This window comes from Duganella sp. 1224 (assembly GCF_013408245.1).
GTDB lineage: Bacteria > Pseudomonadota > Gammaproteobacteria > Burkholderiales > Burkholderiaceae_D > Rugamonas.
The window spans coordinates 2,572,767-2,598,024 of sequence record NZ_JACBYS010000001.1 but is presented as its reverse complement, the minus strand read 5'-3'; the positions used below and the strand labels follow the sequence as shown (position 1 = coordinate 2,598,024).

At 66.1% G+C, this 25,258-nt stretch carries 21 protein-coding genes and 1 other RNA gene; 17 read left to right on the top strand and 5 right to left on the bottom strand.

Features of this window, described 5'->3' with window-relative positions; genetic code table 11:
* The first annotated feature begins 43 nt into the window (after positions 1 to 43).
* The 6 genes from FHW58_RS11605 to FHW58_RS11580 all read left to right on the top strand — a co-directional run bounded on the left by FHW58_RS11605 (position 44) and on the right by FHW58_RS11580 (position 5,756).
* Complete coding sequence (locus FHW58_RS11605; RefSeq protein WP_229265135.1) at positions 44 to 2,008, top strand: pilus assembly protein; 1,965 nt, start codon at positions 44 to 46, stop codon at positions 2,006 to 2,008.
* On the top strand, positions 2,005 to 2,451 hold the full coding sequence (locus tag FHW58_RS11600; protein ID WP_179673132.1) for a type IV pilin protein: 447 nt from the start codon (positions 2,005 to 2,007) through the stop codon (positions 2,449 to 2,451). Before FHW58_RS11605 ends, FHW58_RS11600 begins: the two co-directional genes overlap by 4 nt.
* Complete coding sequence (locus FHW58_RS11595; RefSeq protein WP_179673131.1) at positions 2,448 to 2,984, top strand: GspH/FimT family pseudopilin; 537 nt, start codon at positions 2,448 to 2,450, stop codon at positions 2,982 to 2,984. The genes FHW58_RS11600 and FHW58_RS11595 overlap by 4 nt, the downstream gene beginning before the upstream one ends.
* Before the next feature lie 71 nt (positions 2,985 to 3,055).
* Positions 3,056 to 4,123, top strand: a complete 1,068-nt coding sequence (ribD, locus tag FHW58_RS11590; RefSeq protein WP_179673395.1) for a bifunctional diaminohydroxyphosphoribosylaminopyrimidine deaminase/5-amino-6-(5-phosphoribosylamino)uracil reductase RibD — start codon at positions 3,056 to 3,058, stop codon at positions 4,121 to 4,123.
* An 8-nt stretch (positions 4,124 to 4,131) separates the two neighbouring features.
* Positions 4,132 to 4,767, top strand: coding sequence for a riboflavin synthase (locus tag FHW58_RS11585; RefSeq protein ID WP_179673130.1), 636 nt, complete (start codon positions 4,132 to 4,134; stop codon positions 4,765 to 4,767).
* On the top strand, positions 4,764 to 5,756 hold the full coding sequence (locus FHW58_RS11580) for an MBL fold metallo-hydrolase (RefSeq protein ID WP_229265134.1): 993 nt from the start codon (positions 4,764 to 4,766) through the stop codon (positions 5,754 to 5,756). Before FHW58_RS11585 ends, FHW58_RS11580 begins: the two co-directional genes overlap by 4 nt.
* Here FHW58_RS11580 and FHW58_RS11575 read toward each other — a convergent pair.
* Complete coding sequence (locus FHW58_RS11575) at positions 5,641 to 6,111, bottom strand: cytochrome c family protein (protein WP_179673129.1); 471 nt, start codon at positions 6,109 to 6,111, stop codon at positions 5,641 to 5,643. The two genes, FHW58_RS11580 and FHW58_RS11575, sit on opposite strands and share 116 nt — an antisense overlap.
* A 218-nt stretch (positions 6,112 to 6,329) precedes the next feature.
* On the opposite strand from FHW58_RS11575, the gene ribBA reads away from it, so the two are divergent.
* The 4 genes from ribBA (at position 6,330) to FHW58_RS11555 (ending at position 9,245) form a co-directional block, all read left to right on the top strand.
* Positions 6,330 to 7,442: a bifunctional 3,4-dihydroxy-2-butanone-4-phosphate synthase/GTP cyclohydrolase II gene (ribBA, locus tag FHW58_RS11570; protein ID WP_179673128.1), complete on the top strand. Its 1,113-nt coding sequence runs from the start codon at positions 6,330 to 6,332 to the stop codon at positions 7,440 to 7,442.
* Between the two features lie 24 nt (positions 7,443 to 7,466).
* On the top strand, positions 7,467 to 7,955 hold the full coding sequence (ribH, locus tag FHW58_RS11565; RefSeq protein ID WP_179673127.1) for a 6,7-dimethyl-8-ribityllumazine synthase: 489 nt from the start codon (positions 7,467 to 7,469) through the stop codon (positions 7,953 to 7,955).
* Positions 7,956 to 7,973: 18 nt separating this feature from the next.
* Positions 7,974 to 8,444, top strand: coding sequence for a transcription antitermination factor NusB (gene nusB, locus FHW58_RS11560; protein WP_179673126.1), 471 nt, complete (start codon positions 7,974 to 7,976; stop codon positions 8,442 to 8,444).
* A 78-nt stretch (positions 8,445 to 8,522) separates the two neighbouring features.
* Positions 8,523 to 9,245 (top strand): hypothetical protein, encoded by a 723-nt coding sequence (locus tag FHW58_RS11555; protein WP_229265133.1) that lies wholly within the window; start codon positions 8,523 to 8,525, stop codon positions 9,243 to 9,245.
* Positions 9,246 to 9,381: 136 nt separating this feature from the next.
* Here FHW58_RS11555 and FHW58_RS11550 read toward each other — a convergent pair whose 3' ends face one another.
* Positions 9,382 to 10,230 (bottom strand): lytic transglycosylase domain-containing protein, encoded by an 849-nt coding sequence (locus FHW58_RS11550; protein ID WP_229265259.1) that lies wholly within the window; start codon positions 10,228 to 10,230, stop codon positions 9,382 to 9,384.
* 532 nt (positions 10,231 to 10,762) lie between these two features.
* Here FHW58_RS11550 and ubiD point away from each other — a divergent pair.
* From ubiD to FHW58_RS11520, 6 genes are all read left to right on the top strand, one after another.
* Complete coding sequence (gene ubiD, locus FHW58_RS11545) at positions 10,763 to 12,247, top strand: 4-hydroxy-3-polyprenylbenzoate decarboxylase (protein ID WP_179673124.1); 1,485 nt, start codon at positions 10,763 to 10,765, stop codon at positions 12,245 to 12,247.
* Positions 12,248 to 12,262: 15 nt separating this feature from the next.
* Positions 12,263 to 12,361: signal recognition particle sRNA small type (gene ffs / locus FHW58_RS11540), an RNA gene on the top strand.
* 181 nt (positions 12,362 to 12,542) lie between these two features.
* Complete coding sequence (gene dnaX / locus FHW58_RS11535; protein ID WP_179673123.1) at positions 12,543 to 15,185, top strand: DNA polymerase III subunit gamma/tau; 2,643 nt, start codon at positions 12,543 to 12,545, stop codon at positions 15,183 to 15,185.
* 36 nt (positions 15,186 to 15,221) lie between these two features.
* A complete protein-coding gene (locus FHW58_RS11530) occupies positions 15,222 to 15,560 on the top strand; it encodes a YbaB/EbfC family nucleoid-associated protein (RefSeq protein ID WP_179673122.1) in 339 nt (112 codons plus the stop codon).
* Between the two features lie 6 nt (positions 15,561 to 15,566).
* Complete coding sequence (recR, locus tag FHW58_RS11525; protein ID WP_179673121.1) at positions 15,567 to 16,157, top strand: recombination mediator RecR; 591 nt, start codon at positions 15,567 to 15,569, stop codon at positions 16,155 to 16,157.
* Positions 16,154 to 17,371: a CaiB/BaiF CoA-transferase family protein gene (locus tag FHW58_RS11520; protein WP_179673120.1), complete on the top strand. Its 1,218-nt coding sequence runs from the start codon at positions 16,154 to 16,156 to the stop codon at positions 17,369 to 17,371. The genes recR and FHW58_RS11520 overlap by 4 nt, the downstream gene beginning before the upstream one ends.
* 234 nt (positions 17,372 to 17,605) lie before the next feature.
* On the opposite strand, the gene FHW58_RS11515 is transcribed toward FHW58_RS11520, so the two are convergent.
* Together FHW58_RS11515 and FHW58_RS27495 are read right to left on the bottom strand one after the other, a co-directional pair.
* The gene (locus FHW58_RS11515; protein ID WP_179673119.1) at positions 17,606 to 19,744 is read right to left on the bottom strand and encodes a bifunctional diguanylate cyclase/phosphodiesterase; all 2,139 of its coding nucleotides are present in this window, start codon (positions 19,742 to 19,744) and stop codon (positions 17,606 to 17,608) included.
* Between the two features lie 2 nt (positions 19,745 to 19,746).
* Positions 19,747 to 22,824, bottom strand: a complete 3,078-nt coding sequence (locus FHW58_RS27495; protein WP_229265132.1) for a response regulator — start codon at positions 22,822 to 22,824, stop codon at positions 19,747 to 19,749.
* A 131-nt stretch (positions 22,825 to 22,955) separates the two neighbouring features.
* Between FHW58_RS27495 and FHW58_RS11500 the strand changes: the two genes are divergently transcribed.
* Entirely contained in the window at positions 22,956 to 24,161 is a 1,206-nt protein-coding gene (locus FHW58_RS11500) for a glycosyltransferase (protein WP_179673118.1), read from the top strand.
* 145 nt (positions 24,162 to 24,306) lie between these two features.
* Here FHW58_RS11500 and FHW58_RS11495 read toward each other — a convergent pair whose 3' ends face one another.
* Positions 24,307 to 25,227: a PEP-CTERM sorting domain-containing protein gene (locus tag FHW58_RS11495; RefSeq protein ID WP_179673117.1), complete on the bottom strand. Its 921-nt coding sequence runs from the start codon at positions 25,225 to 25,227 to the stop codon at positions 24,307 to 24,309.
* Positions 25,228 to 25,258: the final 31 nt, after the last annotated feature.

Sequence of the window (25,258 nt, the reverse complement as noted above, 5' to 3'; positions counted from 1 at the left end):
ATTGTCGCGCGGCCGGTACTGGTGGACGGCCTTGGCGCTTGTCTTGACGAAATGCGTCGGCGCGCCCGCGCACGCGGCGGTGCCGGTGGAGATCGACAGCTTGCCGGCCGCCGCAGCCTGCCAGCCAGGCAAGACGCTGGCGGGGACGGCGAGCGGCCCCGCGCTGCTGCGACCTGCGTCATCCGCGCCATCGCAGGCTGCACCGGCGCCGATTCCCACCAGCGCTGGCGAGCTCTACCAGGCCACAATGGAACTCGGCGACTGGAGCGGTCATTTCTCCCGCTATCTGGTGCCGGCGGGCGCGGCGGGCGGCGGGGCGTCGGTGCTGGCCTGGGACGCCGGCGCCATCCTCACCGGCGGCGCTGGCAAGCCGCCCACGCCGCCACCGGAACAGCGCAACATCTACACCGCCATCGTACAGCCGAGCGGCGCACTGGCCATGGTGCCATTCACCTGGCAGACGCTCTCCGCCGAACAGCAAGCCCTGCTCAACCAGAACGACAACGCCGGCGAACAACGCCTGGCCTACCTGCGTGGTGACCGCGCACTGGAGGGCAAACCCTTCCGCCCACGCGGCAGCATCCTCGGCGACGCGGTCCACAGCACCGCCGTCTACCTCGGCGCCGTCGATCACCGCGATGCCGTTTTCCTGGGCGCCAACGATGGCATGCTGCACGCCTTCGACGCCGCCACCGGCATCGAACTCTTCGCCTACGTACCAGATGCGCTGATCGCCCACCTGCACCACCTGACCAGCCCGACCTACATCCACCGCGCTTACGTGGACGGCCCCGCCAGCATCGGCCAGACAATCATAAGCGGACAGCAAAAAACCGCCCTGATCTCCGCCATGGGCGGCGGCGCGCGCGGCGTGTTCGCGCTGGACGTGACCGATCCGAGACGCTTCGCCGACGGACTCGGCGTACTATGGGAATTCACCAGCCGCGACGACCCCATTATGGGCAACGTCACCACCACGCCGCAGATCGTCCAGGTGCGCGAGCAGGCCGGCGCGCTACGCCACTTCGCCGTGGTCGCCAGCGGCATCAACAGTGACAGCGACGGCAAGGGCGCCTTATTCCTGCTGGCCGTCGATAAACCGCGCAACGCCGGTTGGCAACTCAATACCAACTACTACCGCATCACCACATCCGCCGCCGAGGCCACCCTCATCAACGCGCTCAGCGCTCCCGTGCTGTTGAAAGGCAGCGACGGCGCCTTGCTATACACCTACGCCGGCGACCTGCAAGGCCAGCTGTGGCGCTTCGATTTCAGCGGCAACGCACCGTGGCCGGACGCCATAAGCAAACCACTGTTCGTCGCACGCGACGCGCACGGCCACCGCCAGCCGATCGCCGAGCAACCGCTGCTGGCCTATGCCAAAGTGCGCGGCTACATGGTCCTGTTCGGCACCGGCAAGCTGATCGAAAAAACCGACCGCAGTGCCTCGCCGGTCACCCAGTCCTACTACGGCATCATCGACAGCCTGCAAACGCCGCAAGAAGTCATCCCCGGCCGCCAGCAGCTGACCCAGCGCTTTCTCGACGGCAGCGGCCCGCCGATGGACGCGCACAGCAAAGGCTGGTATCTCGACTTCATGCAGCCCGGCGAACGCAGCCTCCACGCCGGCGCGCTGTCCGACGGCGCGCTGCTATTCAACACCGTGCTCCCCGGCGCGGATCTGTGTAGCGCCACGCGCAGCCGCAGCCTTGTGCTGAATCCGCTCAGCGGCCTGCCCGACGACGGCCGCTTCACCGCCATCCTGCCCGGCAACGACGTCATGCTGCCCGACTTCGCGCCCGCGCCATGGTTGCTGCCGCAGTCCGTCACGCATGGCCCGCGCGAGTCCACCGGCCGCCAGCAGCAAACGCGCGACATCGCCATCGTGCGCGTGAACGGCGCCGGGCAGGTGGCCGCCATTGGCAGCATCAAAGCCACGCGCCGCAGCGGACGCCTCAGCTGGCGCGAAATCGTCAACTGGCGCGAACTGCACGAGGCCGCAAAATGAACCGCGCCGGCTTCAGCCTGGTCGAGCTGCTGGTGGCGCTGGTGATCCTGGCCGTGCTGGCGGCGCAGGCCATGCCGGTGTATCAGCAGCACATCATCCGCACGCGGCGCGGTGAGGCGCAGTCGGCCCTGCTCAAGCTGATGCTGCAACAGGAACGCTTTCATACGCAGCACAATACCTACGTGGCCTTTTCCGCCGCCAGCACGGCGCCGGAGGCGCGGCATTTCCCATGGTGGAGCGGCGCCAGCCCGCAAAGCAGCGCCTACCAGGTCGAAGGTAAGGCCTGCGACGGCGAGCTCATCGTCGAATGCGTACAGATTGTCGCCACGCCCGGCACCGCGCAAGTCGATGCCAGCTTCCGCGATCCCGACTGCGGCGTGCTGACGTTGACCAGCACCGGCCTGCGCCTGGCCAGCGGCCCGGCAACCGGGTGCTGGCCATGAAGCGCGACGGCGTCACGCTGGTGGAGTTGCTGATCATCCTGGTCATCGCCGGTGTGCTGATGGGCGCGGCGGTGCCCTCGTTTCAGCAGACGCTGCAACGTCTGCGGCTGCAGTCGGCCACCAATGACCTGCTGGCCGCCATCGAGCTAACCCGCACACAAGCGATGGCGCGCGGCGACAAGGTGCTGCTGGCGCCGCTGGCGGACGACTGGCAAAGCGGCTGGGCCGTTTTTCTCGACACCAACGACAACCGGCGCGCGGACGCCAGCGAGCGCGTGTTCTACCGCCATGACCGGCTGCGCGCCGGCATCAGCGTCACGGCCCGGTTCACGTCCGGCAACAACCCAACCTATCTGGCCTACAACGCCGCCGGCCGCAGTTGCGCCGCTGGCAACAGCCTGGCCGCGCGCTGGGGAACGCTGTCGATGACCTATAGCCAACAGGCGCGCCACATCAAGATCAACATGCTGGGCCGGGCGCGCGTGTGCGACCCCGCTGGCGGCTCGGCCAATTGCTCCGCTGCCGACGGATGAACTAGCCTTTATAATGGCGCAACGTCCAATTTGGCAGGAATAATGTGAACATCCGTAACGATCTCGAAGGCATGACGCTGGCGCTGGAATGGGCCGCCAAGGGCCTGTACACGACCGCGCCGAACCCGCACATCGGCTGCGTGATCGTGCGCGACGGTGTCGTGATCGGCGCCGGCGTCACGCAAAAGGCCGGCAGTGACCATGCAGAAATCCAGGCGCTGAAGGATGCGCAGGCGCGCGGCCACGACGTGCGCGGCGCCACCGCCTACGTCACGCTGGAGCCGTGCAACCACCATGGCCGCACGCCGCCCTGCTCGGACGCGCTGGTGCGCGCCGGCCTGGGCCGCGTGGTGGCGGCGATGGAGGATCCGAATCCGCTGGTGGCCGGGCAGGGCCTGGCCAAGCTGGCCGCCAACGGCATCGACACCAGCGTTGGCCTGCTGGCCGACCAGGCGTATGAGCTGAACATCGGCTTTTTCTCGCGCATGACGCGTGGCCTGCCGTGGGTGCGCATGAAAACCGCCGCCAGCCTGGACGGCATGACGGCGCTGCACAACGGCGTCAGCCAGTGGATCACCGGGCCGGAGGCGCGCGCCGACGGCCATCACTGGCGCGCCCGCGCTTGCGCCATTCTGACCGGCATCGGCACCGTCAAGGCGGACAATCCGCAGTTGAATGTGCGCGCGGTCGAGACGCCGCGCCAGCCGCGCCGTATCGTGGTCGACAGCAAGCTTGATATTGAACTGTCCGCCAAGATATTGGAGGGAGGCGGCACGTGGATCGTGGCCGCCGTCGGCAATCCGCAGAAGGAGGCCGCGCTGGCCGCCGCCGGTCACGAGGTCATCATGCTGCCCAACGCCGCTGGCAAGGTCGATCTGCCGGCGCTGATGCGCGAGCTTGGCCGCCGTCAGATCAACGAGCTGCACGTCGAGGCCGGGGGCAAGCTGAACGGCTCGCTGATCCGCGAGGGCTGCGTGGACGAGTTGCTGGTGTATCTGGCGCCAGCGCTGATCGGCGACGCGCAAGGCATGTTCGCGCTGCCGGCGCTGACCGACCTGCGCGACAAAAAGGTGTTGAAATTTCACGAGGTGAAGCAGATCGGCGACGATCTGCGACTCCTGGCCCGCTTTACTCATTAGGAAAAATTATGTTTACTGGTATCGTCGCTGCTGTCGGCAAAATTGAATCGGTCAAGCCGCTGGAAGGCGGCTCTTTCGCGGGTGTGCGCCTGGACATCAACGCCGGCGGCTTGCCGCTGGCCGATGTCAACCTGGGCGACTCGATCGCTATCAACGGCGCCTGCATGACCGTCATCGAAAAGGATGCCACCAACTTCCGCGTCGATGTCTCGCGCGAGAGTCTGAACAAGACTGTCGGTCTCGATACGCTAACCGAAGTCAACCTGGAAAAGGCGCTGACGCTGAATGAGCGCCTGGGCGGCCATCTGGTGTCCGGCCACGTTGATGGGCTGGGCGTGGTGCGCAAGTTCGAGCCGGTGGGCGAATCGTGGGAGCTGGTGGTGGAAGCGCCGCACGAGTTGGCCAAGTTTTTGGCCTACAAGGGCTCGATCGTGGTCAACGGCGTGTCGCTGACTGTCAATCGCGTGACCGACATCGGCACCGGCAAGGATCTGGTGTGCCAGTTCTCGATCAACCTGATTCCGCACACGATTGCGGTGACCACGTTGAAGCATCTGACGGTGGGCGCCAAGGTCAACCTGGAAATCGACCTGATTGCCCGTTACGTCGAGCGCATGGTCGCGGTCGGCGCCGCGACCAAATGATGCGCCGCCTTGCCGCCGCCGTGCTGATGCTGGCGTGCGGCATGGCGCAAGCACAAGTGCCCGCGCCGGGCGAGTCCACGCCGGCGCCACCGCCCGCGGTGGCATCCGCGCCCACGACGGCGCAGGCGGCGCCCTCGGCCGCATCCGCGCCCGCGCTGGAATTGCTGGTGCTTGGCTCGGGCGGCCCCGGCGCCGTCGGCCGCGCCAGTTCCAGCTTCGTGGTGCTGCTGGATGGTCAGCCGCGCATCCTCGTCGATGCCGGCCCCGGCAGCTTTGCCCGCGCCGGCGAGGCCAGGCTGCACATGCAGGCGATGGACATCGTGCTGCTGACCCACCTGCATATCGATCACGCCGGCGAATTGCCCGGCATTCTGCTGGGCCGCGCCGTCTCCACCGGCCGCCCATTGGACGCGCGCATCTTCGGCCCCGGCGGGGCGGGGCAGTTCCCGTCCACCAGGCGCTTTGTCGACCTCAACTTCGGCCCCAAGGGCGCATACGCCTACCTGAAAGACTTCTCCGCGCCGCTACACTACAGCGCGCGCGACATCCCCGCCCGCCCGATCAAACCGCAAGTGCTGCTGACCGAGGACGGCCTCACCATCACCGCCATCCCCGGCCACCACCGCGACGCGCCGGCCGTGATCTACCGCGTCGATTACAAGGGCCACAGCATCACCTTCTCCGGCGACATCGACGCCCACGGCTTGCCGGCGCTGGCGCAACTCGCGCAAGGCACGGACCTGCTGGTGTTCAACAGCGTGGTGCTCGACCCGCCCGGCTCGGCGCCGCAACTGTACGAGCTGCACACGCCGCCGGCCGCCATCGGCAAGCTGGCCGCGCAGGCGCACGCGGGCCGCGTGCTGCTCACGCACATCAGCCCCTTGGTGGAGCAGCAGCAGGACGCGGTGCTGGCGTCGATCCGCCAGGCGTATGCGGGGCCGGTGGCGCTGTCTGCGGATCTGACGCGGGTGCCGGTGACAGGCTTTTGAGATAGGCGATCAGCGCCGCGCGCTCGGCCTTGCTGCGCACGCGGTAATCCATGTTCTGCCCGGGCAGGAATTTTTCCGGATCGGTCAGCCAGCGGTCGAGCGAGGTTTCGTCCCACACCAGATTGGCCTTGCGCAGCGCGCGCGAATAATCATAGCCCTTGACGCTGCCAGCGCGGCGCCCGAACACGCCGCGATGATGCGGGCCGGTGTCGTCGACATCCAGCGTATGGCATTCGGTGCAGCGCTGCTGCCACAGGCGCTGGCCCTGCCCGATCAATCGGGTGTCCTGCGGCTGCGCCTGCGCCCACCCGGCCAGCAATGTGGCCAGACAGAGCGGTACGACACGAATGAGCATGGTGAATTTCATAACCTGACTTGCGTGTTTGTTTGTATCTTGCTTATACGCAAGGGCCCGGCAAATGGATTCATGGCATTGCCTGCAGCAATCTTATCTGAATCGATAGAAAATTTGCAAGATTGGGCGAGAAAAGCAGGCTTTTACGGTAGGGTGGGCGTAAATCCTTTAAAATAGCGGGTTAAGAAATACTCATGCACAGTCTTGAAGGATTAAAAATGTCAATTTCCAGCACCGAAGAAATCGTCGCCGAATTGCGCGCTGGCCGCATGGTGATCCTGGTCGATGAGGAAGACCGGGAAAACGAAGGTGACCTGGTGCTCGCGGCGGACTTCGTCACGCCGGAAGCCATCAATTTCATGGTCAAGTACGCGCGCGGCCTGGTGTGCCTGACGCTGACCGAGGAACGTTGCAACCAGCTTGAACTGTCGATGATGTCGGCCAAGAACGGCACCGCCTACGGCACCAACTTCACCGTCTCGATCGAGGCGGCGGAAGGCGTGACCACCGGCATCTCGGCGGCCGACCGCGCCAAGACCATCCAGGTGGCGGTGGCCAAGGATGCCAAGCCGGCCGACATTGTCCAGCCGGGCCACATCTTCCCGCTGAAGGCGCAGAAGGGCGGCGTGCTGATGCGCGCTGGCCATACCGAAGCCGGCTGCGACCTGACCGCCATGGCCGGCCTCACGCCCGCCTCGGTGATCTGCGAAATCATGAAGGACGACGGCACCATGGCGCGCCTGCCGGACCTGCTGGAATTCGCCAAGGAACACAATCTGAAGATCGGCACCATCGCCGACCTGATCCACTACCGCAGCCGCCACGAGTCGCTGGTGGAAAAAGCCGGCGAGCGCACGCTGAAGACCGCCCACGGCGACTTCCGCATGATCGCCTACCGCGACAAGCCGAGCGGCTCAGCCCACCTGGCGCTGGTGCACGGCGAAATCCAGAAGGGCAAGGAAACCCTGGTGCGCGTGCACCAGCCGGTGTCCATCCTGGACGTGCTGGAATCGGAAGCCACCACCCACTCGTGGAACCTGTCGTCGTCGATGGCCGCCATCCAGGCCGCCGACAGCGGCGTGATCGTTCTGCTCAACTGCGAGGAAACCGCCGAGCAGTTCTTCCACCAGTTCGAGGCGCTGTGCAATCCGGTCGAGGTCAAGCCGAAGGGCCGCGCCGCCAGCATGGACCTGCGCAGCTACGGCATCGGCGCGCAGATCCTGCGCGAAGTCGGCGTCTGCAAGATGAAGCTGCTGGCCAGCCCGCGCAAGATGCCGTCGATGACCGGCTTCAATCTGGAAGTGACCGGCTACGCCGCCAAACCTGAATAATCAACCAACATACAAGAGGCCATCATGACCGTAGGAAGCTACGAAACCAATCTGAACGGCGAAGACCTGCGCATCGGCGTGGTCCAAGCCCGTTTTAACGAAGACATCTGCCACGGCCTGCTGTCCGCTTGCCTGGCCGAGCTGAAGCACCTGGGCGTGGCGGACGAGGACATCCTGCACGTGACCGTGCCGGGCGCGCTGGAAGTGCCGCTGGTGCTGCAGAAGATGGCCGAGTCGCAGCAGTTCGACGCGCTGATCGCGCTGGGCGCCGTCATCCGTGGCGAAACCTACCACTTCGAGCTGGTGTCCAACGAGTCGGGCGCGGGCATCACCCGCATCGGCCTCGACTACGGCATCCCGATCGCCAACGCCATCCTGACCACCGAGAACGACGAGCAGGCCGAAGTGCGCATGGCCGTCAAGGGCGCCGACGCCGCCCGCGTGGCGGTCGAGATGGCCAACCTGACCATCGCCCTGGAAGAGCTGAACCAGGACCACGGCGACGACGAGTAAATACAAGAAGGTAAGCATATGAACGACAAGACTACCCACGCCAACCCGAGCAAGAACCGCACGCCGCGTCACCGCGCGCGCGAGTTCGCGCTGCAGGGTTTGTACCAGTGGCTGCTGAACAATGAGTCCGCCTCCACCGTGGTCAATCACATCCGTGGCGCGCACGGCTTCGACAAGGCCGACGCCGAGCACTTCACCGTGCTGCTGAACGGCGCCATCGGTTCGTCGGTCGAGCTGCGCGCGATGTTTGCGCCGCTGGTGGATCGCGGTGTGGCCGAGCTGTCGCCGATCGAGCACGCGGTGCTGCTGATCGGCACCTACGAGCTGAAGAACAATCTGGAAATTCCGTACCGCGTCGTGATCAACGAGGCGGTCGAGCTGACCAAGTCGTTCGGCGGTATCGACGGTCACAAGTACGTCAACGGCGTGCTGGACAAGCTGGCCGCCCAGCTGCGTCCGGAAGAGGTTGCCGCCGACAAGAAGCGCTAAGCGTTGCAGGTATCGTTAAAAGCCACCCACGGTAGCGTGTGGTGGTTTTTTTTATTTCTGGATTGACCGTGCCGGAGGTTGCTGCACAGAATTGATTTTCAGGCATTCCGGAGTTGTATCATCGAATCGCATTCTTTTCGCTGGCGGCGCGGCTGGCTGGCCGTGATCGGCGGCGCGCACGTGCTGGCGTTCTTGAGCTGGCAACACCCGCAGCGGCCCGTTGCCGCGACTGTCAGGCCGCATGAGGCCATTACCTATATCCTGGCGCCGGTGCGGCCCAAGCCGCTGCCGCCGGTGCTGCGGCGCCCGTTGACGCCGCCTGCGGAGCGGCCGGCGCGGCAGACGGCCAGGGTGGTGCCGGTGGCGCCGTCGGAAGCGCCGCAACCGCAGCCGCAGCCGATGACGGCGCCGCCGGTGGCCGAGCCGCCGCAAGCCATCACGCAGACGGCTCCGCCACCCGATCCGTTTGCCCTGCCGGTCAAGCCGGAGATGGATTTAAAACAGCGCGCGCTGGCGGCAGCGGCGGCTGCGGATAAGGCGGCGTTGAAAGAGTCGTTCACGCAGCGCGATCGCAAGCTGGTGAATGATGAGACGGCGCTGGCGGCCGCGATCGGCAAGGCGTACCGGGGTGGCGGGGCGCGTCAGGTGGAAATCATCGGGCCGGATGGCAGCCGTATCACCAAGTTCATCCTGCCGGGAGGCGGGTCGGTCTGCTACACGGCGGCGCCGAATAATTTCAGTGGGGGGCGCGATCCATTCCGGGATAGCGGGCGTATCATCGTCAGCCGGTGCCCGCAGTAAAAGCTGACGGCACCCCTTGACCCCGCACACCGCTGCGGCCAGGGTCAGACCCCGTACGGGGTCTGACCCTTTCGTTTTGGGGTGCTAAAAAGCAAAAAAGCCACCGATGTCGGTGGCTTCTGTTGGCGCTGACCCCTTATAACCCAGCAATCTGCGTGCCGCTCACCGATTTCTCAGCGGCAGCGACTGGTGCTGCTGGCTTGGCTGGCGCGGCGGCCATCACGCGGGTGACCGGCGGCACCTTTTTACCAGCCGAGACCTGCTTGAGTAAATTGTACTCGCCCATCACCTTGCCGCCATAACCTTCATCGGTTTCAAACGCGGCCGCGCCGACGTAGCTCTTCAGACCGGCTTCGACCGAGCCACCACGGGTCACGTAATCCTTCAGGATCAGCGCGCCGACGCGGATGTTGGCCACCGGGTTCAGCGCGGCCTGCAGGCCGCCCATGTCCTGGAACTTCTCGTGGTGCACCTTGGACATCACCTGCATCAGGCCCTGCGCGCCCATCGGGCTCTCGGCGAACGGATTCAGGCCGGATTCGATCGACATCACGGCCAGGATCAGCAGCGGGTCGAGTTTGATTTCGCGGGCGGTCAGATACGCGGTGGACACCAGCATGTTGGCGGCGTCACCGGCCACGCGGTAGCGCTTGGACAGCCAGGTGGTCACTAGTTGCTGCTGCTTCTGCGTGCCCAGCAGGGCTTTTTCCTCGGCGCTCAACGGAGCGGCGGCGGCCGGCGCTGGGGCCGCTGGCGCGTCCATCAGGGCCGTCAGTGGCGGCGCGGTGACGGCGACGGTTTCCACCTCCGGCGTACGGTTCAGGCTGTCGCTCAGGGCTTTGGCCAGATCCGGACGGACAAACAGTACTGCCATGACAACTAAAGCGGTAACACCTACTACGGTCAGCGTGTGCTGGGCGGTGGTCAACACGCCCTTTGCCGAAATGCGCGTCGTGGACAACCACGCGGCTGGCTGGCGAGCCATCAAACGGGCAAACGAGGTTGCACCGGTATTGCTATTAATCATAAAGTTCCCCTGAAATGTCCGTAAAAGCGGGTCCCTGCCAGCGTCAAACGCAGCTCAACAGGTGTGCTAATGCCGTGCATCAGAAATATCTCGTTCGTCGCCACTGTAGGAAGTGCGCGGAAGAACGCCATCATTGCTTGCTTGTTGCTGATCTCTCCCGCAGGAGTCAACCAGAATGCAATACAACTACTTTCGGGGAGGAAGGCAGACGCCTTTTGAAAACACTCCTTAAAATGTCATGTGGAGCCCCGACTCCGTGAATGAATGAGCGACAACTTTTGTGTAGTCCGCATGAGGTCCTGAGACCTGTCCTCTTCAAGTAGGGTGGATTCTAGAAGCTGTTTTATACCGAGTCAATACTAACACAATCAATCTTTATAACTTTTAAATCTAGTTTTTTGCCATGTGTGCGCTGGAAAACCAATAAAATCAACCACTTGACCTGTATTTTTAAACAGTGCGCTTCAATGTAAGAAAAACTTAAAAACTCATGAAATATTCCGATCTCCGAGATTTTATTTCCCAGCTGCAAGGAATGGGCGAACTTAAACCCATTTTGACGCCGGTTTCGCCGCATTTAGAGATGACCGAGGTCTGCGACCGCACTTTGCGGGCCGGCGGACCGGCCTTGCTGTTCCAACATCCGACCGGCCACAGCATGCCGGTGCTGGGTAATCTGTTCGGTACGCCGCGCCGCGTGGCGCTGGGCATGGGCGCCAGCGACGTCAGCGAGCTGCGCAAGATCGGCCATGTGTTGTCGCGCCTCAAGGAGCCGGAGCCGCCCAAGGATTTCAAGGACCTGATGGGCCTGGGCTCGCTGGTCAAGGCCGTGTGGGACATGGCGCCCAAGGAATTGCGCGGCGCGCCGTGCCAGGAAATCGTCTGGGAGGGCGCCGATGTCGATCTGGGCAAGCTGCCCATCCAGCACTGCTGGCCGGGCGACGTGGCGCCTTTGATTACCTGGGGGCTGGTGATTACCAAGGGCCCTAATAAGAAGCGCCAGAATCTGGGCATCTACCGCCAGCAGGTGCTGGGCCCGAACAAGGTGATCATGCGCTGGCTGGCGCATCGCGGCGGCGCGCTGGACTTCCGCGAGCACGCCATCCAGAGCAAGGGCAAACCGTATCCGGTGTGCGTGGCGCTGGGCGCCGATCCCGCTACTATATTAGGTGCGGTGACGCCGGTGCCGGACGCGCTGTCCGAGTACCAGTTCGCCGGCCTGCTGCGCGGCAGCCGCACCGAGCTGGTCAAGGCGATCGGCAGCGAGCTGCGCGTGCCGGCCTCGGCCGAGATCGTGCTGGAAGGGCATATTTATCCGGACGAGAATCACCCGTCCGGCTACGAGCACGCACTGGAGGGGCCGTATGGCGACCACACCGGTTACTACAATGAACAGGACTGGTTCCCGGTGTTTACCATCGACCGCATCACCATGCGCCGCGACCCGATTTATCATTCGACCTACACCGGCAAACCGCCGGATGAGCCGGCCGTGCTGGGCCTGGCGCTGAACGAGGTGTTCATTCCGCTGCTGCAGAAGCAGTTCAGCGAGATCACCGACTTCCACCTGCCGGCCGAGGGGTGCAGCTACCGCATGGCGGTGGTGCAGATCAAGAAGCAGTACGCCGGCCACGCCAAGCGCGTGATGTTCGGCGTGTGGAGCTTCCTGCGCCAGTTCATGTACACCAAGTTCATCGTGGTGGTGGATGAGGACGTCAATATCCGCGACTGGAACGAGGTGATCTGGGCGATCACCACCCGCGTCGATCCGACCCGCGACACCACGCTGGTCGATAACACGCCGATCGATTACCTGGACTTTGCCTCGCCGGTGAGTGGCCTCGGCAGCAAGATGGGCATCGACGCCACCAACAAGTGGCCGGGCGAAACCAGCCGCGAGTGGGGCACCACCATCACCATGACGCCCGAGGTCAAGGCACGGGTGGATCAGATTTGGCAGGAACTGGGGCTGTAAGGTATAATGACATCTGGCGGGCCCCTGCGCATTGTGGCATGGTCAACCTGGTCAGGTCGGGAACGAAGCAGCCACAGCCGTTCACCATAAGTGCCGCAGATCAGGCTCGCCTCCTTATTCTACAAAAAGCTCCCCTCGCGGTGATGCTGTCAAGTTAAGCCCGTCATTCGACGAATCCAACGCTAACTTAACGGTTTCACGTCCCTTGGGGAGCTTTTTTCATTGCTACTCAATCCGGGCCCGGCTTGTTACAATGGCTGCTTTGGCATTCCGCCATCTACGGTAAAATCCCAGCATGTCCTATCAAGTCCTCGCCCGTAAATACCGTCCACGGAACTTTGAAACGCTCGTCGGCCAGGAGCACGTGGTTCGCGCGCTGACGCATGCCTTGCACAGCGGCAGGCTGCACCATGCTTACCTGTTCACCGGCACGCGCGGCGTGGGCAAGACGACCTTGTCGCGGATTCTGGCCAAGTCGCTCAACTGCGTGGGGCCGGACGGCACGGGCGGCATCACCGCCACCCCGTGCGGCGTGTGCGAGGCGTGCACGGCCATCGATGCCGGCCGCTTTGTCGATTACATCGAGATGGACGCGGCCTCCAACCGCGGCGTGGACGAGATGGCGCAACTGCTGGAGCAGGCGGTGTACGCGCCGAGCAATGCGCGCTTCAAGGTCTATATGATCGACGAGGTGCACATGCTGACCAACCACGCCTTCAACGCCATGCTGAAGACGCTGGAGGAACCGCCGGAGCACGTCAAATTCATTCTGGCGACCACCGATCCGCAAAAGATACCGGTGACGGTGCTGTCGCGCTGCCTGCAGTTCAACCTGAAGCAGATGCCGCCGGGCCACATCATCGGCCACCTGGAAAATATTCTGGGGCAGGAGGGCATTAGCTTTGAACATCCGGCGCTGCGCTTGCTGGCGACCGGCGCCCACGGTTCGATGCGCGATGCGCTGTCGCTGACCGACCAGGCCATCGCCTACGCCGCCGGCGCGGTGACGCTGGAGGCGGTGCAGGGCATGCTGGGTGCGCTGGATCAGTCGTATCTGATCCGCCTGCTGGACGCGCTGGCGGCGCAGGATGGCGCCGATCTGCTGGCCGTGGCCGATGAGATGGCCACGCGCAGCCTGTCGTACAACGGCGCCTTGCAGGATCTGGGCACCTTGCTGCACCGGATCGCGCTGGCGCAGACGGTGCCGGCGGCGTTGCCGGAGGATTTGCCGGAGTATGCGGATATTGTGCGTCTGGCCGGCTTGTTCGATGCGGAAGAGGTGCAGCTGTATTATCAGATCGCTGTGCATGGCCGCAATGAGCTGGGGCTGGCGCCGGATGAGTACGCCGGTTTCTCGATGACCTTGTTACGGATGCTGGCCTTTCGTCCCGGCGTAGGCGGGGCGGAGGGACAACCCGCGGCGGCGCCGGCGGTGTCGCGCCAGGCGGCGATGGCCTCGGCCCGCGCGGCCGCGGCGGCCGGAGCAGGTGCGCCGCCGGCGCGCGCGGCTGCCAATGTGCAGGCCAGCCACGCCAGCGTGGTGCCGCCGTCGGTGGTCGCCGGCGCGGCCGCGATGGCGCGCAACGACAATCCACCCGCCGCACCGCAATCGCCCGCCGCTGCGCCAGCCGGCGCCACGCCGTCACGCGCCGCGATGCCGTCCGCTGCGCCAGCCGGCGCCGCGCCATCACGCGCCGCGATGCCGTCCGCTGACGGACCAGCAGCACCGGCACCAGCCGCACCAGCCGCCGACGGCGGCGCCTCTGCCGTCCCTGTCGCAGCCGCGCCCGCCATGCCGGCGGCAGCACCAGCTGCTCCGAGCGCACCGTCGCCAGCCGCCGCACCGGCACCGGCGCCGTCTGCCCCGATCAGCACCGCCCGCGCAGCCATCAACGCCGCGCTGGAAGCCGCGCGCGCCGCCTCGCGTCCCGGCGGCGCGCGACCAGCAAGCGCCGCCCCAGCAGCCGCCGCACCCGCCACGCCAGCGGCACCGGCGCCCGCTGCCGCGGCGGCATCGACAGCGGCCGCCCCGGGCGGCTTCGGCGGAGCGCCGGGTGGCGCGCCTGCCACCGCGCATGCGCCAGGCGTACCAGCTTCGGCCGCGTCGCGCGCGCCTGCGGCCGCCTACACGCCACCCGCCGCGTCGGCCACCAGCGCGCAGATGAATGCCGCGCCGGCGCGTCCGGCGCCGTGGGAAGACATGCCACCCGCCACCGACGGTGATGCCGCCGTGCTGGAAGCGCCAGTCCGCGTCGCGCCGCCACAGGCCGCGCCGCAGCAGTTGGCGCCAGCGCCACAAGCCAGGCCAGCGCAGGCCGTCGAAGACGACGACCTGCCGCCTTGGGTCACCGAGTTTTCCGACGACAGCGCCGTCGCCGCGCCATCGGCGCACCCGTACGCGCCAGCGCCGTCGCAGGCATCCGGCCACGCCGGCCAGCCCGACGACCCGCACGCCATCGCCATGCCCGCGCGCGCCGCGCCGGCCCCGGCCAAGGCGCCGTACGCCTACGTCATCACGCCCGTGCCTGAACTCAACTGGGACGGCAACTGGCCTGCCGTGGCCGCCGCGCTGCCGCTGCGCGGCACCGCCCAGCAACTGGCCATGCAGGCCGAGATGGTCCGCTGCGGCATCGAAGGCAACGCCGCCGTATTCACGCTGCGCGTGCCGATCGAAACCTGGCGCACCCCCGGCAATGTCGACAAACTGACCGCCGCCCTGAGCGAACGTTTCGGCCGTCCGGTGCGCGTCGACAGCGAACTGGGTGCCGTCTGGTACACCGCCAGCGCCGAGGCCCAAGCCTACCGCGAGGCCTGCCAGCGCGCGGCCGAGGAAACCGTCGCCAACGATCCCTTTGTGAACAGTCTGATCCGCGAATTGGACGCCTGGGTTGTGCCCGGCACCATCGTGCCGCCGCAAACCGGCGCCGCGGCTGCCTGATCGCCTCTTTAAACTTACAACACGGAGAACTCCACCATGATGAAAAACCAACTCGCCGGCCTGATGAAACAAGCCCAGGCCATGCAGGACAACATGAAAAAAGCCCAGGAATCGCTGGCGCTGATCGACGTGGAAGGCCAGTCGGGCGCCGGCCTGGTCAAGGTCGTCATGAGCTGCAAGAACGACGTCAAGCGCGTGTCGATCGACCCGTCGCTGCTGGCCGACGACAAGGACATGCTGGAAGACCTGGTAGCCGCCGCCTTCAACGACGCCGTGCGCAAGGCCGAAGCCACCGCCGCCGAAAAGATGGGCAGCGTGACCGCCGGCCTGCCTGCCGGCCTGGGCCTTCCACCCGGCTTCAAGATGCCGTTCTAAGGAACCATGTCCAAGTCGCTGGAATTCCTGACCGAGGCGCTGCGCCGCTTGCCCGGCGTCGGCCCCAAGTCGGCCCAGCGCATGGCGTTCCACCTGCTGCAGCATGACCGCGACGGCGCGGACATGCTGTCGCGCGCGCTGCACCAGGCGGTCCACGCGGTGCACCACTGCGCGCTGTGCAATACCTTCACCGAAGACGAAGTCTGCGACACCTGCAGCGACGAGACGCGCGACCGCCGCCTGCTGTGCGTGGTCGAAACGCCGGCCGATCAGCTGATGATCGAGCAGACGCTGACCTACAAGGGCCTGTACTTCGTGCTGATGGGCCGGCTGTCGCCGCTGGACGGCATCGGTCCGAAAGACATCCACCTGGAAAAGCTGGTGGCGCGCGCCGCCGACGGGCTGGTCACCGAGGTGGTGCTGGCCACCAATTTCACCAACGAGGGCGAGGCCACCGCGCACTACATCAGCGAGATGCTGAAGGCGCGCGGCCTCAAGGTCAGCCGGCTGGCGCGCGGCGTGCCGGTCGGCGGCGAACTCGAATACGTGGACGCGGGCACCATCGCCCGCGCCATGCTGGACCGGCGGGCGACATGACGGCACCAACCACGGCCGGCCCGCTGGCCGGCATCAAGGTGCTGGAACTGGGCACGCTGATCGCGGGCCCTTTTTGTGCGCGCATGCTGGCCGAGTTTGGCGCCGAGGTGATCAAGGTCGAGTCGCCGGACGGCGGCGATCCGATCCGCAAGTGGCGGGTGCTGAAGGATGGCACCTCGCTGTGGTGGTCGGTGCAGTCGCGCAACAAGAAATCGCTGACGCTGAACATGAAGCACGCCCAGGGCCGCGCCATCGCGCGCCAGCTGGCGCTGGAGGCGGACCTCATCATCGAAAACTACCGTCCCGGCGTGCTGGAGAAGTGGGACCTCGGTTACGAGCAGTTGAAGGCGCTCGATCCATCGACCATCATGGTGCGCCTGTCCGGCTTCGGCCAGACTGGGCCGATGCGGGATTTGCCGGGCTTTGGCGCCATCGGCGAGTCGATGGGCGGGCTGCGCTATGTGTCCGGCCATCCGGACCGGCCGCCGGTGCGCGTGGGCGTGTCGATTGGCGATTCGGTGGCGGCGCTGCATGGCGTGATCGGCGCCATGATGGCCTTGCGTCACCGCGACGCCACCGGCGGCAAGCGCAAAGGCGAGGGCCAGATGGTGGACGTGGCGCTGTACGAATCCGTGTTCAACCTGATGGAGTCGCTGGTGCCGGAGTATGACCATGCGGGCGTGGTGCGCGAGCGCACCGGCGGTTCGCTGCCGGGCATCGTGCCGTCCAACACTTACACCACCGGCGATGGCGAGAACATCGTCATCGCCGGCAATGGCGACGCCATCTTCAAGCGGCTGGTGTTGGCCATGGGCCGCATCGAGCTGGCCGGCAATCCCGAGCTGGAGCGCAATGATGGCCGCGTCAGGCACACGCAGATGATCGACGACGCCATCCAGGCCTGGTGCGACACCCAGACCATCGACAGCGCGCTGGCGGTGCTGAAGGCGGCCGACGTCCCGGCCGGCAAGATCTACTCGGTGCGCGACATGATGACCGACCCGCAGTTCCTGGCGCGCGAGATGTTCGAGCAGCACCAGTTCGCCGACGGCACGCCGGTCCAGCTGCCGGCGATCTCGCCGAAGCTGTCGGCCACGCCCGGCCACACCCAATGGCTCGGCCCCACGCTGGGCCAGCACAACGACGAGGTGCTGCAATCCCTCGGCTACAGCGCCGACGCCATCGCCGCGCTGAAGCGGGATGGCGCGCTGTAAAGGTTAATCCGAAGTTGGTTTCCCGCTGTAGCAGTCGATGCCGACGATGTGCCCGGCGTCGAACACGTTCACAAGGCGTCTTCTGATTTGCCCAATGGGAGGATGCAAGCTAGCTTGATTGATTAACCGAACAAGATCCTCTCCGCGGTTAAATGTACTCTTTCTAACGCGTGACCGGGATTGCGCGCCGGTATGGTGCTTGAGGATGTGCCGCCAGGCGCTGGGTGATGGGGATCATGTCATCGCCAGCGCGTCCTGGCTGGCAAGCATGCGGTCGATGGTGTCGGGCGGGGAGGGATGGCCGAGGTAGTAGCCTTGCACCATGTCGCAGCCATATTGCTCCAGCAGCACCAGCTGGGCGTCGGTCTCGACGCCTTCGGCCACCACCGCCAGTTTCAGCCCGTGCGCCATGGCGATGATGGCATGCGTGATGGCGGCGTTTTCCGAGTCCAGCGGCAGGCCGCTGATGAAGCTCTTGTCGATCTTCAGCGCGCGCACGTCGAAGCGCTTGAGGTAGTTCATCGACGAGTAGCCGGTGCCGAAATCGTCGATCGATAAATACACGCCGATGCCGCGCAATTGCTCCAGCGTGGCCATGGTGGCGCGGGCGTCGTCCATCAGCGTGCCCTCGGTCAGCTCCAGTTCCAGCAGCTCGGCCGGCAGGCCGGTTTCGTGCAGCGCCGACAGCACGCTCTGCATCAGATTCTCGTCCTTGAACTGCTTGGCCGACAGGTTGACCGCCACCCGCACCGGCGGCTTGCCCGGCGTCTGCCACGCGGTCGCCTGGCGGCAGGCGGTGCGCAGCACCCAGTCGCCGATCGGCACGATCAGCCCGGTTTCCTCGGCCAGCGGAATGAACTCGGTCGGCGAGATCACGCCGCGCTCCGGATGGCGCCAGCGTACCAGCGCCTCCAAGCCGACGATGCGCGCGCTGGCGACGTCGATCTGCGGCTGGTACAGCAGGTACAGCTCGTCGTTCTGCAAGGCCTTGCGCAAGCCCACTTCCAGCTTGACGTGGCTCATGATCTGCATCGTCAGCGAGGAGCTGTACAGCTTGGCGTTGTTCTTGCCGCAGTTCTTGGCGTGGTACATGGCGGTGTCGGCATACTTGAGCAGCGAGTTGCAGTCCTCGCCATCCTCCGGGTACAACGAGATGCCGATGCTGGCGGTGACGAAGATTTCATGCGCATCCAGCAGGAATGGCCGGCGCATCGCTTCCTTGACGCGGTGGGCGACGTTGAGCGCGTCTTCCACCCGCTCCAGGTCGGGAATCAGGATGGTGAACTCGTCGCCGCCCAGCCGCGCCAGGTTGGTGCCGGCCTCGGTGCGCGACACCAGGTCGCCCGGCCGCGTGGTTTCGCGCAGCCGTTCGGAGACGGCTTGCAGCAGATGGTCGCCGACGTCGTGGCCCAGCGTGTCGTTGATGCGCTTGAAGGCGTCCAGGTCCATGAACAGCACGGCAAATTTCTTGTTGGCCTTGCGTGAGCGCGCCAGTTCGGCCTCCAGCGTTTCCAGGAATGCCTGGCGGTTGGGGATGCCGGTCAGCGAATCGCAGTATGCCAGCCGGCGGATCTGCTCCTCGCTGCGCTTGCGCTCGCTGATGTCGCGCACCAGGCCCAGCACCTCGTCCGGGCCGGTGGCCACCAGCCGCGCCTCGAAATGCCGCACCGGTTGCAGCGCCGGATGCTCGCCCTGGCGCACGCGCGGCGCCGGACCCGGCAGCGGCAGCTCGTAGTCGAGCGAGTGGATGTGCTGGGTATCGAGCACGGTACGCACCTGCTCCAGCATGTGGTTGGCGATGTCCGGCGGCAGCACTTGGCTCAGATGGCGTCCCACGCACCGCTCGGTGGAGAAGACGTTGCTGGCCTCGTGGCCCTGTTCATAGTCGAGGTAGTAGCCGTCCTTGTTCATGCGGAAGAAGGTGTCGGGGATGGCGGCCAGCACGGCGCGGTGCTGGGCGTCGGCGATGCGCAGGCGGCTGATGGCGTCGCTGGCGCGCAGCACGTACAGCACCCGGTGGCCGAGGATGGGCCAGTTGATCGGCTTGGAGACGAAGTCGGTGGCGCCGGCCTCGTAGGCGCGCGTGACCGATTCCAGCTCGTCGCCGCCGGTGACCATGATGATGGGCACGGCCGCCTGGGTTTCCAGCTGGCGGATGGCGCGGCACACGGCGAAGCCGTCCATGCCGGGCATGTCGACGTCCAGCAACACCAGGTCGGGCGACACGCTTTGGTAGCAGGCCAGCGCTTTCACGCCGTCTTCGGCTTCGATGGTGTCGAGGCCGACCTGGGCCAGCATTTCCAGCATCAGCAGCCGCATGGTGGGATCGTCGTCGGCGACCAGTACCAGGCCGCGCTTGGGGGAAGTTGCCATGATTACGTTTCCTTTTCCAGCATTGCTCCCAACGCCTGCCGCGCGGCCTGGAAAGATCGTTCCATGTCGGCCAGCAAGACAGCGGCGCCGGCGGTGGTGTCGTTGCGTCCCAGTTGCTCCAGTTCCTTGCTGCGCTGGGCGAGGGCGTCGGCGCCGACGTTGGCGGCGCTGGATTTGAGGCTGTGCGCGGATTTGCGCATTTGGCCGGCGTCGCCGGCGGCGATGGCTTGGCGCAGCGTTTGCAGATGGGCCGGTGTATCGTTGAGGAAGGCGTGCACTACGCGTTCCAGCAGCGCGTCGCCGTTGGCGGGACTGAGGGCGCGGATGTTGTCCAGCGCCTGCTGGTTGATGATGTCGTCGGCCGGCAGCGCAGGCGCAGGAGCCGGCGCAGGCGCAGGCGCTAGCGGCGGCTCGGGCGCCGTCGTGGCGCCGCGCGGCAGGCTGATCCAGCGCGACAGCGTCTGGCCCAGCGCCTGCTGGGTGAACGGTTTGCTCAGGTAATCGTCCATGCCGGCCGCCAGGCAGGATTCGCGGTCGCCCTGCAGGGCGTTGGCGGTGATGGCGATGATGGGCAGGCTGCGCGCGCGGCCATGCTGTTGCTCGTGGCGGCGGATTTCGGTGGTGGCAGCGAAACCGTCCATCACCGGCATCTGGCAGTCCATCAGGATCAGGTCGAAATCGTCGGCCTGCACCGACTGCAGCGCTTCCTCGCCGTTGCAGGCGCGGCTGACGTCCAGGCCCAAGCCCTCCAGCATCGCGCTGGCGACTTCCACGTTGACGGGGTTGTCTTCCGCCAGCAGCACCTTGCGGCGCTTGCGCGGACGTGTGCCGGCGCTCAGTACGCTGACCGGCGGGGCGGCGGACGCAACCGCGGCAGCCAGGCCGGGCGCGTGGCGCGGTGCGGAGGATGGGCGCTGCGTGGCTGCCGCCGCGACCGCGACCGCCGCGGTGAGTGGATCAGCGGCGTGGCGGACATCGCCAACGTCACGGTTGTCACGGCTGCCGCCGCCCTCGCGGAGATCGCGGCAGTCGCCCCCCTCGCGGAGGTCGCGGCAGTCGTGGCCATCGCGTTCCTCGCGCGCATCGTGGCTCGCGCGCGCATGGTGGCCCTCGCGCAGATCGTGGAGATTGCGGCCATCGCGCCCCCGTAGCGGCGTGACGATGGCGTCGTACAGATCGCCGTCGCGCGGCGGCTTGATCAGCTGGAAGGCGACGCCGGCCGCGCGCCGCTGCACGCCATCGGCCGCATTGCGCTGCGTACTGAGCAACAGCAGACGCGGCGGCGCGGACGCCAGCGCGCCGTCGGCACGGATGGCGGCGGCCAGCGCCAGGCCGGAGGTGCGCGGTTGTTGCATGTCGAGCAGCACCACATCGTAGCCATGACCGCGCGCCGCCGCCTGCCGCAGCTGGGGCAGGGCGTCGGTGGCGCCGGCGTGGGCGCAGCTGATGCGCCACGCAGCCAGCTGCCGCTCCAGCGCGGCGCGGCTGGCGGGATGTTCATCGACAATCAAAGCGCGGATTCCCTGTGTGGCGGTGGATGGATCGTCGATATCGAGACGACGTTTGTCGAAATGTACGGCAAACCAGAAGATCGAACCTTGAGTTAGCGCATGGTCGACGCCAATCGCGCCCCCCATCAGCTCCACCAGTTGCTTGGAGATCGCCAGGCCGAGGCCGGTGCCGCCGTGCTTGCGCGTGGTCGAGCCATCGGCCTGCGAGAAGGAATCGAAGATACGCGCGCGCGCCTCGGCCGACACGCCGATGCCGGTGTCGTGCACCTCGAAGCGCAGGCCGACCGCCTGCGCATCCTCGTGCGTGACGGCCACCTTGAGCGTGATCTGGCCGGTGTCGGTGAACTTGATGGCGTTGCCAAGCAGATTGAACATCACCTGCCGCAGCCGGTTGGGATCGCCGCAGATGCTGAGCGGAATGTTGTAGGCGACGTCCAGCTCCAGCGTCAGGCCCTTGGCCTGGGCCTGGGGCGAGAACACATTATCGATATCGTCCAGCAGGTCGCGGAAATTGAACTGGATGTATTCCACCGTCAGCTTGCCGGCCTCGATTTTGGAAAAGTCGAGAATGTCGTTGATGATCACCAGCAGATGCTCGCCGGAGCGCTTGACCATGCTGGTGTAGTGCCGCTGCTGCTCGGTCAGATGCGTGGCCAGCAGCAATTCCGTCATGCCCAGCACGCCATTCATCGGCGTGCGGATCTCGTGGCTCATGGTGGCGAGAAACGCGCTCTTGGCCTGGCTGGCGGCCTCGGCGGCATTCTTGGCCTTTTCCAACTGCTCGGTGCGCACGCTGACCTGGCGTTCCAGCTGATCGCGGTACTGCGCCAGCGCGGCGTCGCGGCCCTCGACCTGCGCCAGCATGTCGTTGAAGCTGTTGATCAGCGCGCCAAGCTCGTCGTTGCGCTGGTGGACGATGCGTGGCGTCGCCTGGCCGCGGCTGACTTGCTGGGCGGCAGCGATCAACTGGCCGACCGGCTCGGCGATGCTGCCCTTGAAACGGGCCGCCGTCAGCAGCGCCATCATGAACGACAGCGCGGCGGCAGCGATGGCGGCGCCGAGGTTTTTCAGGATGTCCAGCCACATGCGCAGTTGCGAACGCTCCAGCATCACCACGCCGGCGATCTGGTCGCCCTCGCGCAGCACGCGGTAGACGCGCAGCGCCGGCGCCCACGGCGGGCCGCTTGGTTCGGCCAGCACGTCGGCGGCGCTGGCGGCCGCGTTCACCTCGTCCGGCGCGGCCTGGCCAGCGCGCAGGCGCGGCGCGGCGTAGCGGGCCAGCAGCTTGCCGTCGCTGTCGTACAAGGCGGCTTGCAGGATGTCATCCTCGACGGCCAGCGTGGCCAGCGTTTGCCCCGCCTGCTGGCGGTCCGCGTACCGCAGCGCGGCCTGGCTGTTGCTGCCGATAACCCCCGCCAGCGAGGACAGTTGCTGGCGCGCGTCCTCGCTGTGGCTGAGCACGGCGGTGGCGGCGAACGCGATGAACACCAGCAGCAGCGCGCTGCCGGTGGACACCACCGACATGATCGTGAGCTTCTGGCTCAGACCGGAACGTCCAAAGTTGAACATCGCATGGCCCCATCCGTAAATGCCAATAAGAAAAATAGCCGCATCTAGCAGGCTCGACATTGATCTGGGTCGAAGGGCGCACGTTTGCGCTGCCTCAAACAACGTGCGCGCCAGCGCCGCAAGCTGTGGGGATGGAACGCAAAAAAATCCTGTTCGTGGCCGAGGCGGTCACACTGGCCCACGTTGGCCGTCCGCTGGCGCTGGCAAGCACGCTGGACCGGCAACGCTACGACGTGCACCTGGCCTGCGCGCCGGGCTACGAGATGTTCTTCAAGGGCAGCCAGCTCAGCAACTGGCCGCTGTACAGTATTTCCAGTGCGCGCTTCCTGGCGGCGCTGGCGGCGGGCAAGCCGGTGTACGACGCCGCCACGCTGTCGCGCTACGTGCAGGACGATATGCGCCTGCTGCAAACGCTCAGCCCGGATGTGGTGATCGGCGATTTCCGGCTGTCGCTGTCGGTCAGCGCGCGGCTGGCGCAGGTGCCGTATGTCGGGGTCATCAATGCGTACTGGAGTCCGTACGTGACGCAGCGCTACCGGGTGCCGGCGATCGCGCTGGCGCGGGTGTTGCCGGTGGCGCTGGCCGACCGCGTCTTCAATCTGGTGCGGCCGCTGGCGTTTGCCTTGCACAGCCGGCCGCTGAATAGCGTGCGGCGGGCTTACCGTCTGCCATCGCTGGGGCAGGATTTGCGGCGTATTTATACTGATGCCGACCATGTGCTGTATGCCGATATTCCGGAGATGTTTCCGGCGCACGATTTGCCGGCGACGCACAGCTATCTGGGGCCGGTGATGTGGTCGCCGCCGACCGGGGTGCCGTCCTGGTGGGAGGGCTTGCCGGCCGGGCGCGAGATTGTTTATGTCACGCTGGGCAGCTCTGGGCAGGGGGCCTTGCTGCCGCGGGTGCTGCAGGCGCTGGCGCCGTTGCCGGTGACGGTGATCGCCGCCACCGCCGGCACGGTGGATGCCGGGCTGTTGCCGGACAATGCGCGGGTAGCCCAATACCTGCCCGGCGAGTTGGCGGCGCAGCGTTCGCGGCTGGTGATCTGTAATGGCGGCAGTCCGACCAGCCAGCAGGCGCTGGCGGCTGGGGTGCCGGTGCTGGGGATTGCCGGCAATCTGGACCAGTATCTGAATATGGATGGGGTGCTGCGGGCCGGGGCGGGGGCGTTGTTGCGCTCGGATCGGTTGGCGGAGGGGCGGTTGCGGGAGATGGCGTTGCGCTTGTTGTCGGACGCGGAGGTGCGGGCGGCGGCGGGGCGGGTGGCCGGGCAGTTTCGGCGCTATGACGCGGGGGCGAGGTTGGCGGGGCTGCTGTCGCGCATATTGCAGCCGTAGGGCTGCGGACGGCACCCGCTCAACCCGCACACCGCCGGCGCCAGGGTCTGACCCCGTACGGGGTCAGACCCTTCTGTTCGGGGTGCTGCATGCGTAAAAAAGCGAACCCGATTTTTGGGGTTCGCTGTCAAAACCGCTGCTGCGGTCAGGACTGCACTTTGCGGCGCGTGCCCAGCGCGAGGCCCGCAAAGCCCAGCCCGATCAGTGCCAGCGTGGCGGGTTCCGGAATGGTGGCGAAGCTCTGCGATGAGTCCACCTTCAGGAATGGCACCGTGGTGGGCGTGGAACCGTCCCACATCATGGTTGGGGTGAAGAACGATGGCACGTTGGTGGTGCCGGTGAAGCGGTCGACAAAGATGGAGCCGGTCACGGCGTCCAGGTAGCGGGTGTCGACATAGTCGATCATGAAGCGCGAGTCGAACGAGCCGGTGCCCACCGCGCCCGAGGCGCTGAAGCTGGCCTGGTTGAATACCAGGTGGCCGGACATGATCAGCAGGCCGTCACCATCGCCGCCGCCACCGCCGCAGCCGGTCGAGGTGGTGCCGGCGCCGTAGCAGCGCACGGTGTTGCCGCCGTTGCCGGGAATGGCGCGGCTGCCGTCGGTGATGTCATCCAGGTAGATGGCCAGGTTCTGCACGCCGGCGCGCAGCGGGTCGACGTCCATGGCCGCCGATTGCGCCGGCGGCAGGCCAAAGTTGACGGTGTTGGCGGTTTGCGACGTCACCAGTTCCTGGAAGCGTACCACTTTGCTGATCTCGAAATTGCTGTTCAGCCCGGCCGGGGTGACGATGGCGGGGATGTTGCTGTTCGACATGGTGCCGACCACCATTTGCGAGCGCAGTTCGGTCAGGTAGGGCGCGGCGGCGCCGGGGCCGACAATACGGCCAGGTACGAAGCCGGTGGCCAGGCCGGTGTCGGTGACGTTGGTCCAGAGGTCGGCATAGGTGCTGTAGGCACCGGCGCCGGTTGGGTCCAGGCCGAGGGTGGGGCCGGCGCTGGCGGTCAGCGGCGCGGCCAGGGCGGCTGCCAGCATGGCGACGGCCAGCGCGGGGGGATAGGTTTTCATGTGTGCTCCTCGAAAAGGGCCACGGGAATCG

What these genes read in the sequence shown, in the direction of transcription:
- FHW58_RS11600 (WP_179673132.1), top strand. Translation starts at nt 2,005, where the DNA reads ATGAACCGCGCCGGCTTCAGCCTGGTCGAGCTGCTGGTGGCGCTGGTG.
- FHW58_RS11595 (WP_179673131.1), top strand. Translation starts at nt 2,448, where the DNA reads ATGAAGCGCGACGGCGTCACGCTGGTGGAGTTGCTGATCATCCTGGTC.
- ribD (WP_179673395.1), top strand. Translation starts at nt 3,056, where the DNA reads ATGACGCTGGCGCTGGAATGGGCCGCCAAGGGCCTGTACACGACCGCG.
- FHW58_RS11585 (WP_179673130.1), top strand. Translation starts at nt 4,132, where the DNA reads ATGTTTACTGGTATCGTCGCTGCTGTCGGCAAAATTGAATCGGTCAAG.
- FHW58_RS11580 (WP_229265134.1), top strand. Translation starts at nt 4,764, where the DNA reads ATGATGCGCCGCCTTGCCGCCGCCGTGCTGATGCTGGCGTGCGGCATG.
- FHW58_RS11575 (WP_179673129.1), bottom strand. Translation starts at nt 6,111, where the DNA reads ATGCTCATTCGTGTCGTACCGCTCTGTCTGGCCACATTGCTGGCCGGG.
- ribBA (WP_179673128.1), top strand. Translation starts at nt 6,330, where the DNA reads ATGTCAATTTCCAGCACCGAAGAAATCGTCGCCGAATTGCGCGCTGGC.
- ribH (WP_179673127.1), top strand. Translation starts at nt 7,467, where the DNA reads ATGACCGTAGGAAGCTACGAAACCAATCTGAACGGCGAAGACCTGCGC.
- nusB (WP_179673126.1), top strand. Translation starts at nt 7,974, where the DNA reads ATGAACGACAAGACTACCCACGCCAACCCGAGCAAGAACCGCACGCCG.
- FHW58_RS11550 (WP_229265259.1), bottom strand. Translation starts at nt 10,230, where the DNA reads ATGGCTCGCCAGCCAGCCGCGTGGTTGTCCACGACGCGCATTTCGGCA.
- ubiD (WP_179673124.1), top strand. Translation starts at nt 10,763, where the DNA reads ATGAAATATTCCGATCTCCGAGATTTTATTTCCCAGCTGCAAGGAATG.
- dnaX (WP_179673123.1), top strand. Translation starts at nt 12,543, where the DNA reads ATGTCCTATCAAGTCCTCGCCCGTAAATACCGTCCACGGAACTTTGAA.
- FHW58_RS11530 (WP_179673122.1), top strand. Translation starts at nt 15,222, where the DNA reads ATGATGAAAAACCAACTCGCCGGCCTGATGAAACAAGCCCAGGCCATG.
- recR (WP_179673121.1), top strand. Translation starts at nt 15,567, where the DNA reads ATGTCCAAGTCGCTGGAATTCCTGACCGAGGCGCTGCGCCGCTTGCCC.
- FHW58_RS11520 (WP_179673120.1), top strand. Translation starts at nt 16,154, where the DNA reads ATGACGGCACCAACCACGGCCGGCCCGCTGGCCGGCATCAAGGTGCTG.
- FHW58_RS11515 (WP_179673119.1), bottom strand. Translation starts at nt 19,744, where the DNA reads ATGGCAACTTCCCCCAAGCGCGGCCTGGTACTGGTCGCCGACGACGAT.
- FHW58_RS27495 (WP_229265132.1), bottom strand. Translation starts at nt 22,824, where the DNA reads ATGTTCAACTTTGGACGTTCCGGTCTGAGCCAGAAGCTCACGATCATG.
- FHW58_RS11500 (WP_179673118.1), top strand. Translation starts at nt 22,956, where the DNA reads ATGGAACGCAAAAAAATCCTGTTCGTGGCCGAGGCGGTCACACTGGCC.
- FHW58_RS11495 (WP_179673117.1), bottom strand. Translation starts at nt 25,227, where the DNA reads ATGAAAACCTATCCCCCCGCGCTGGCCGTCGCCATGCTGGCAGCCGCC.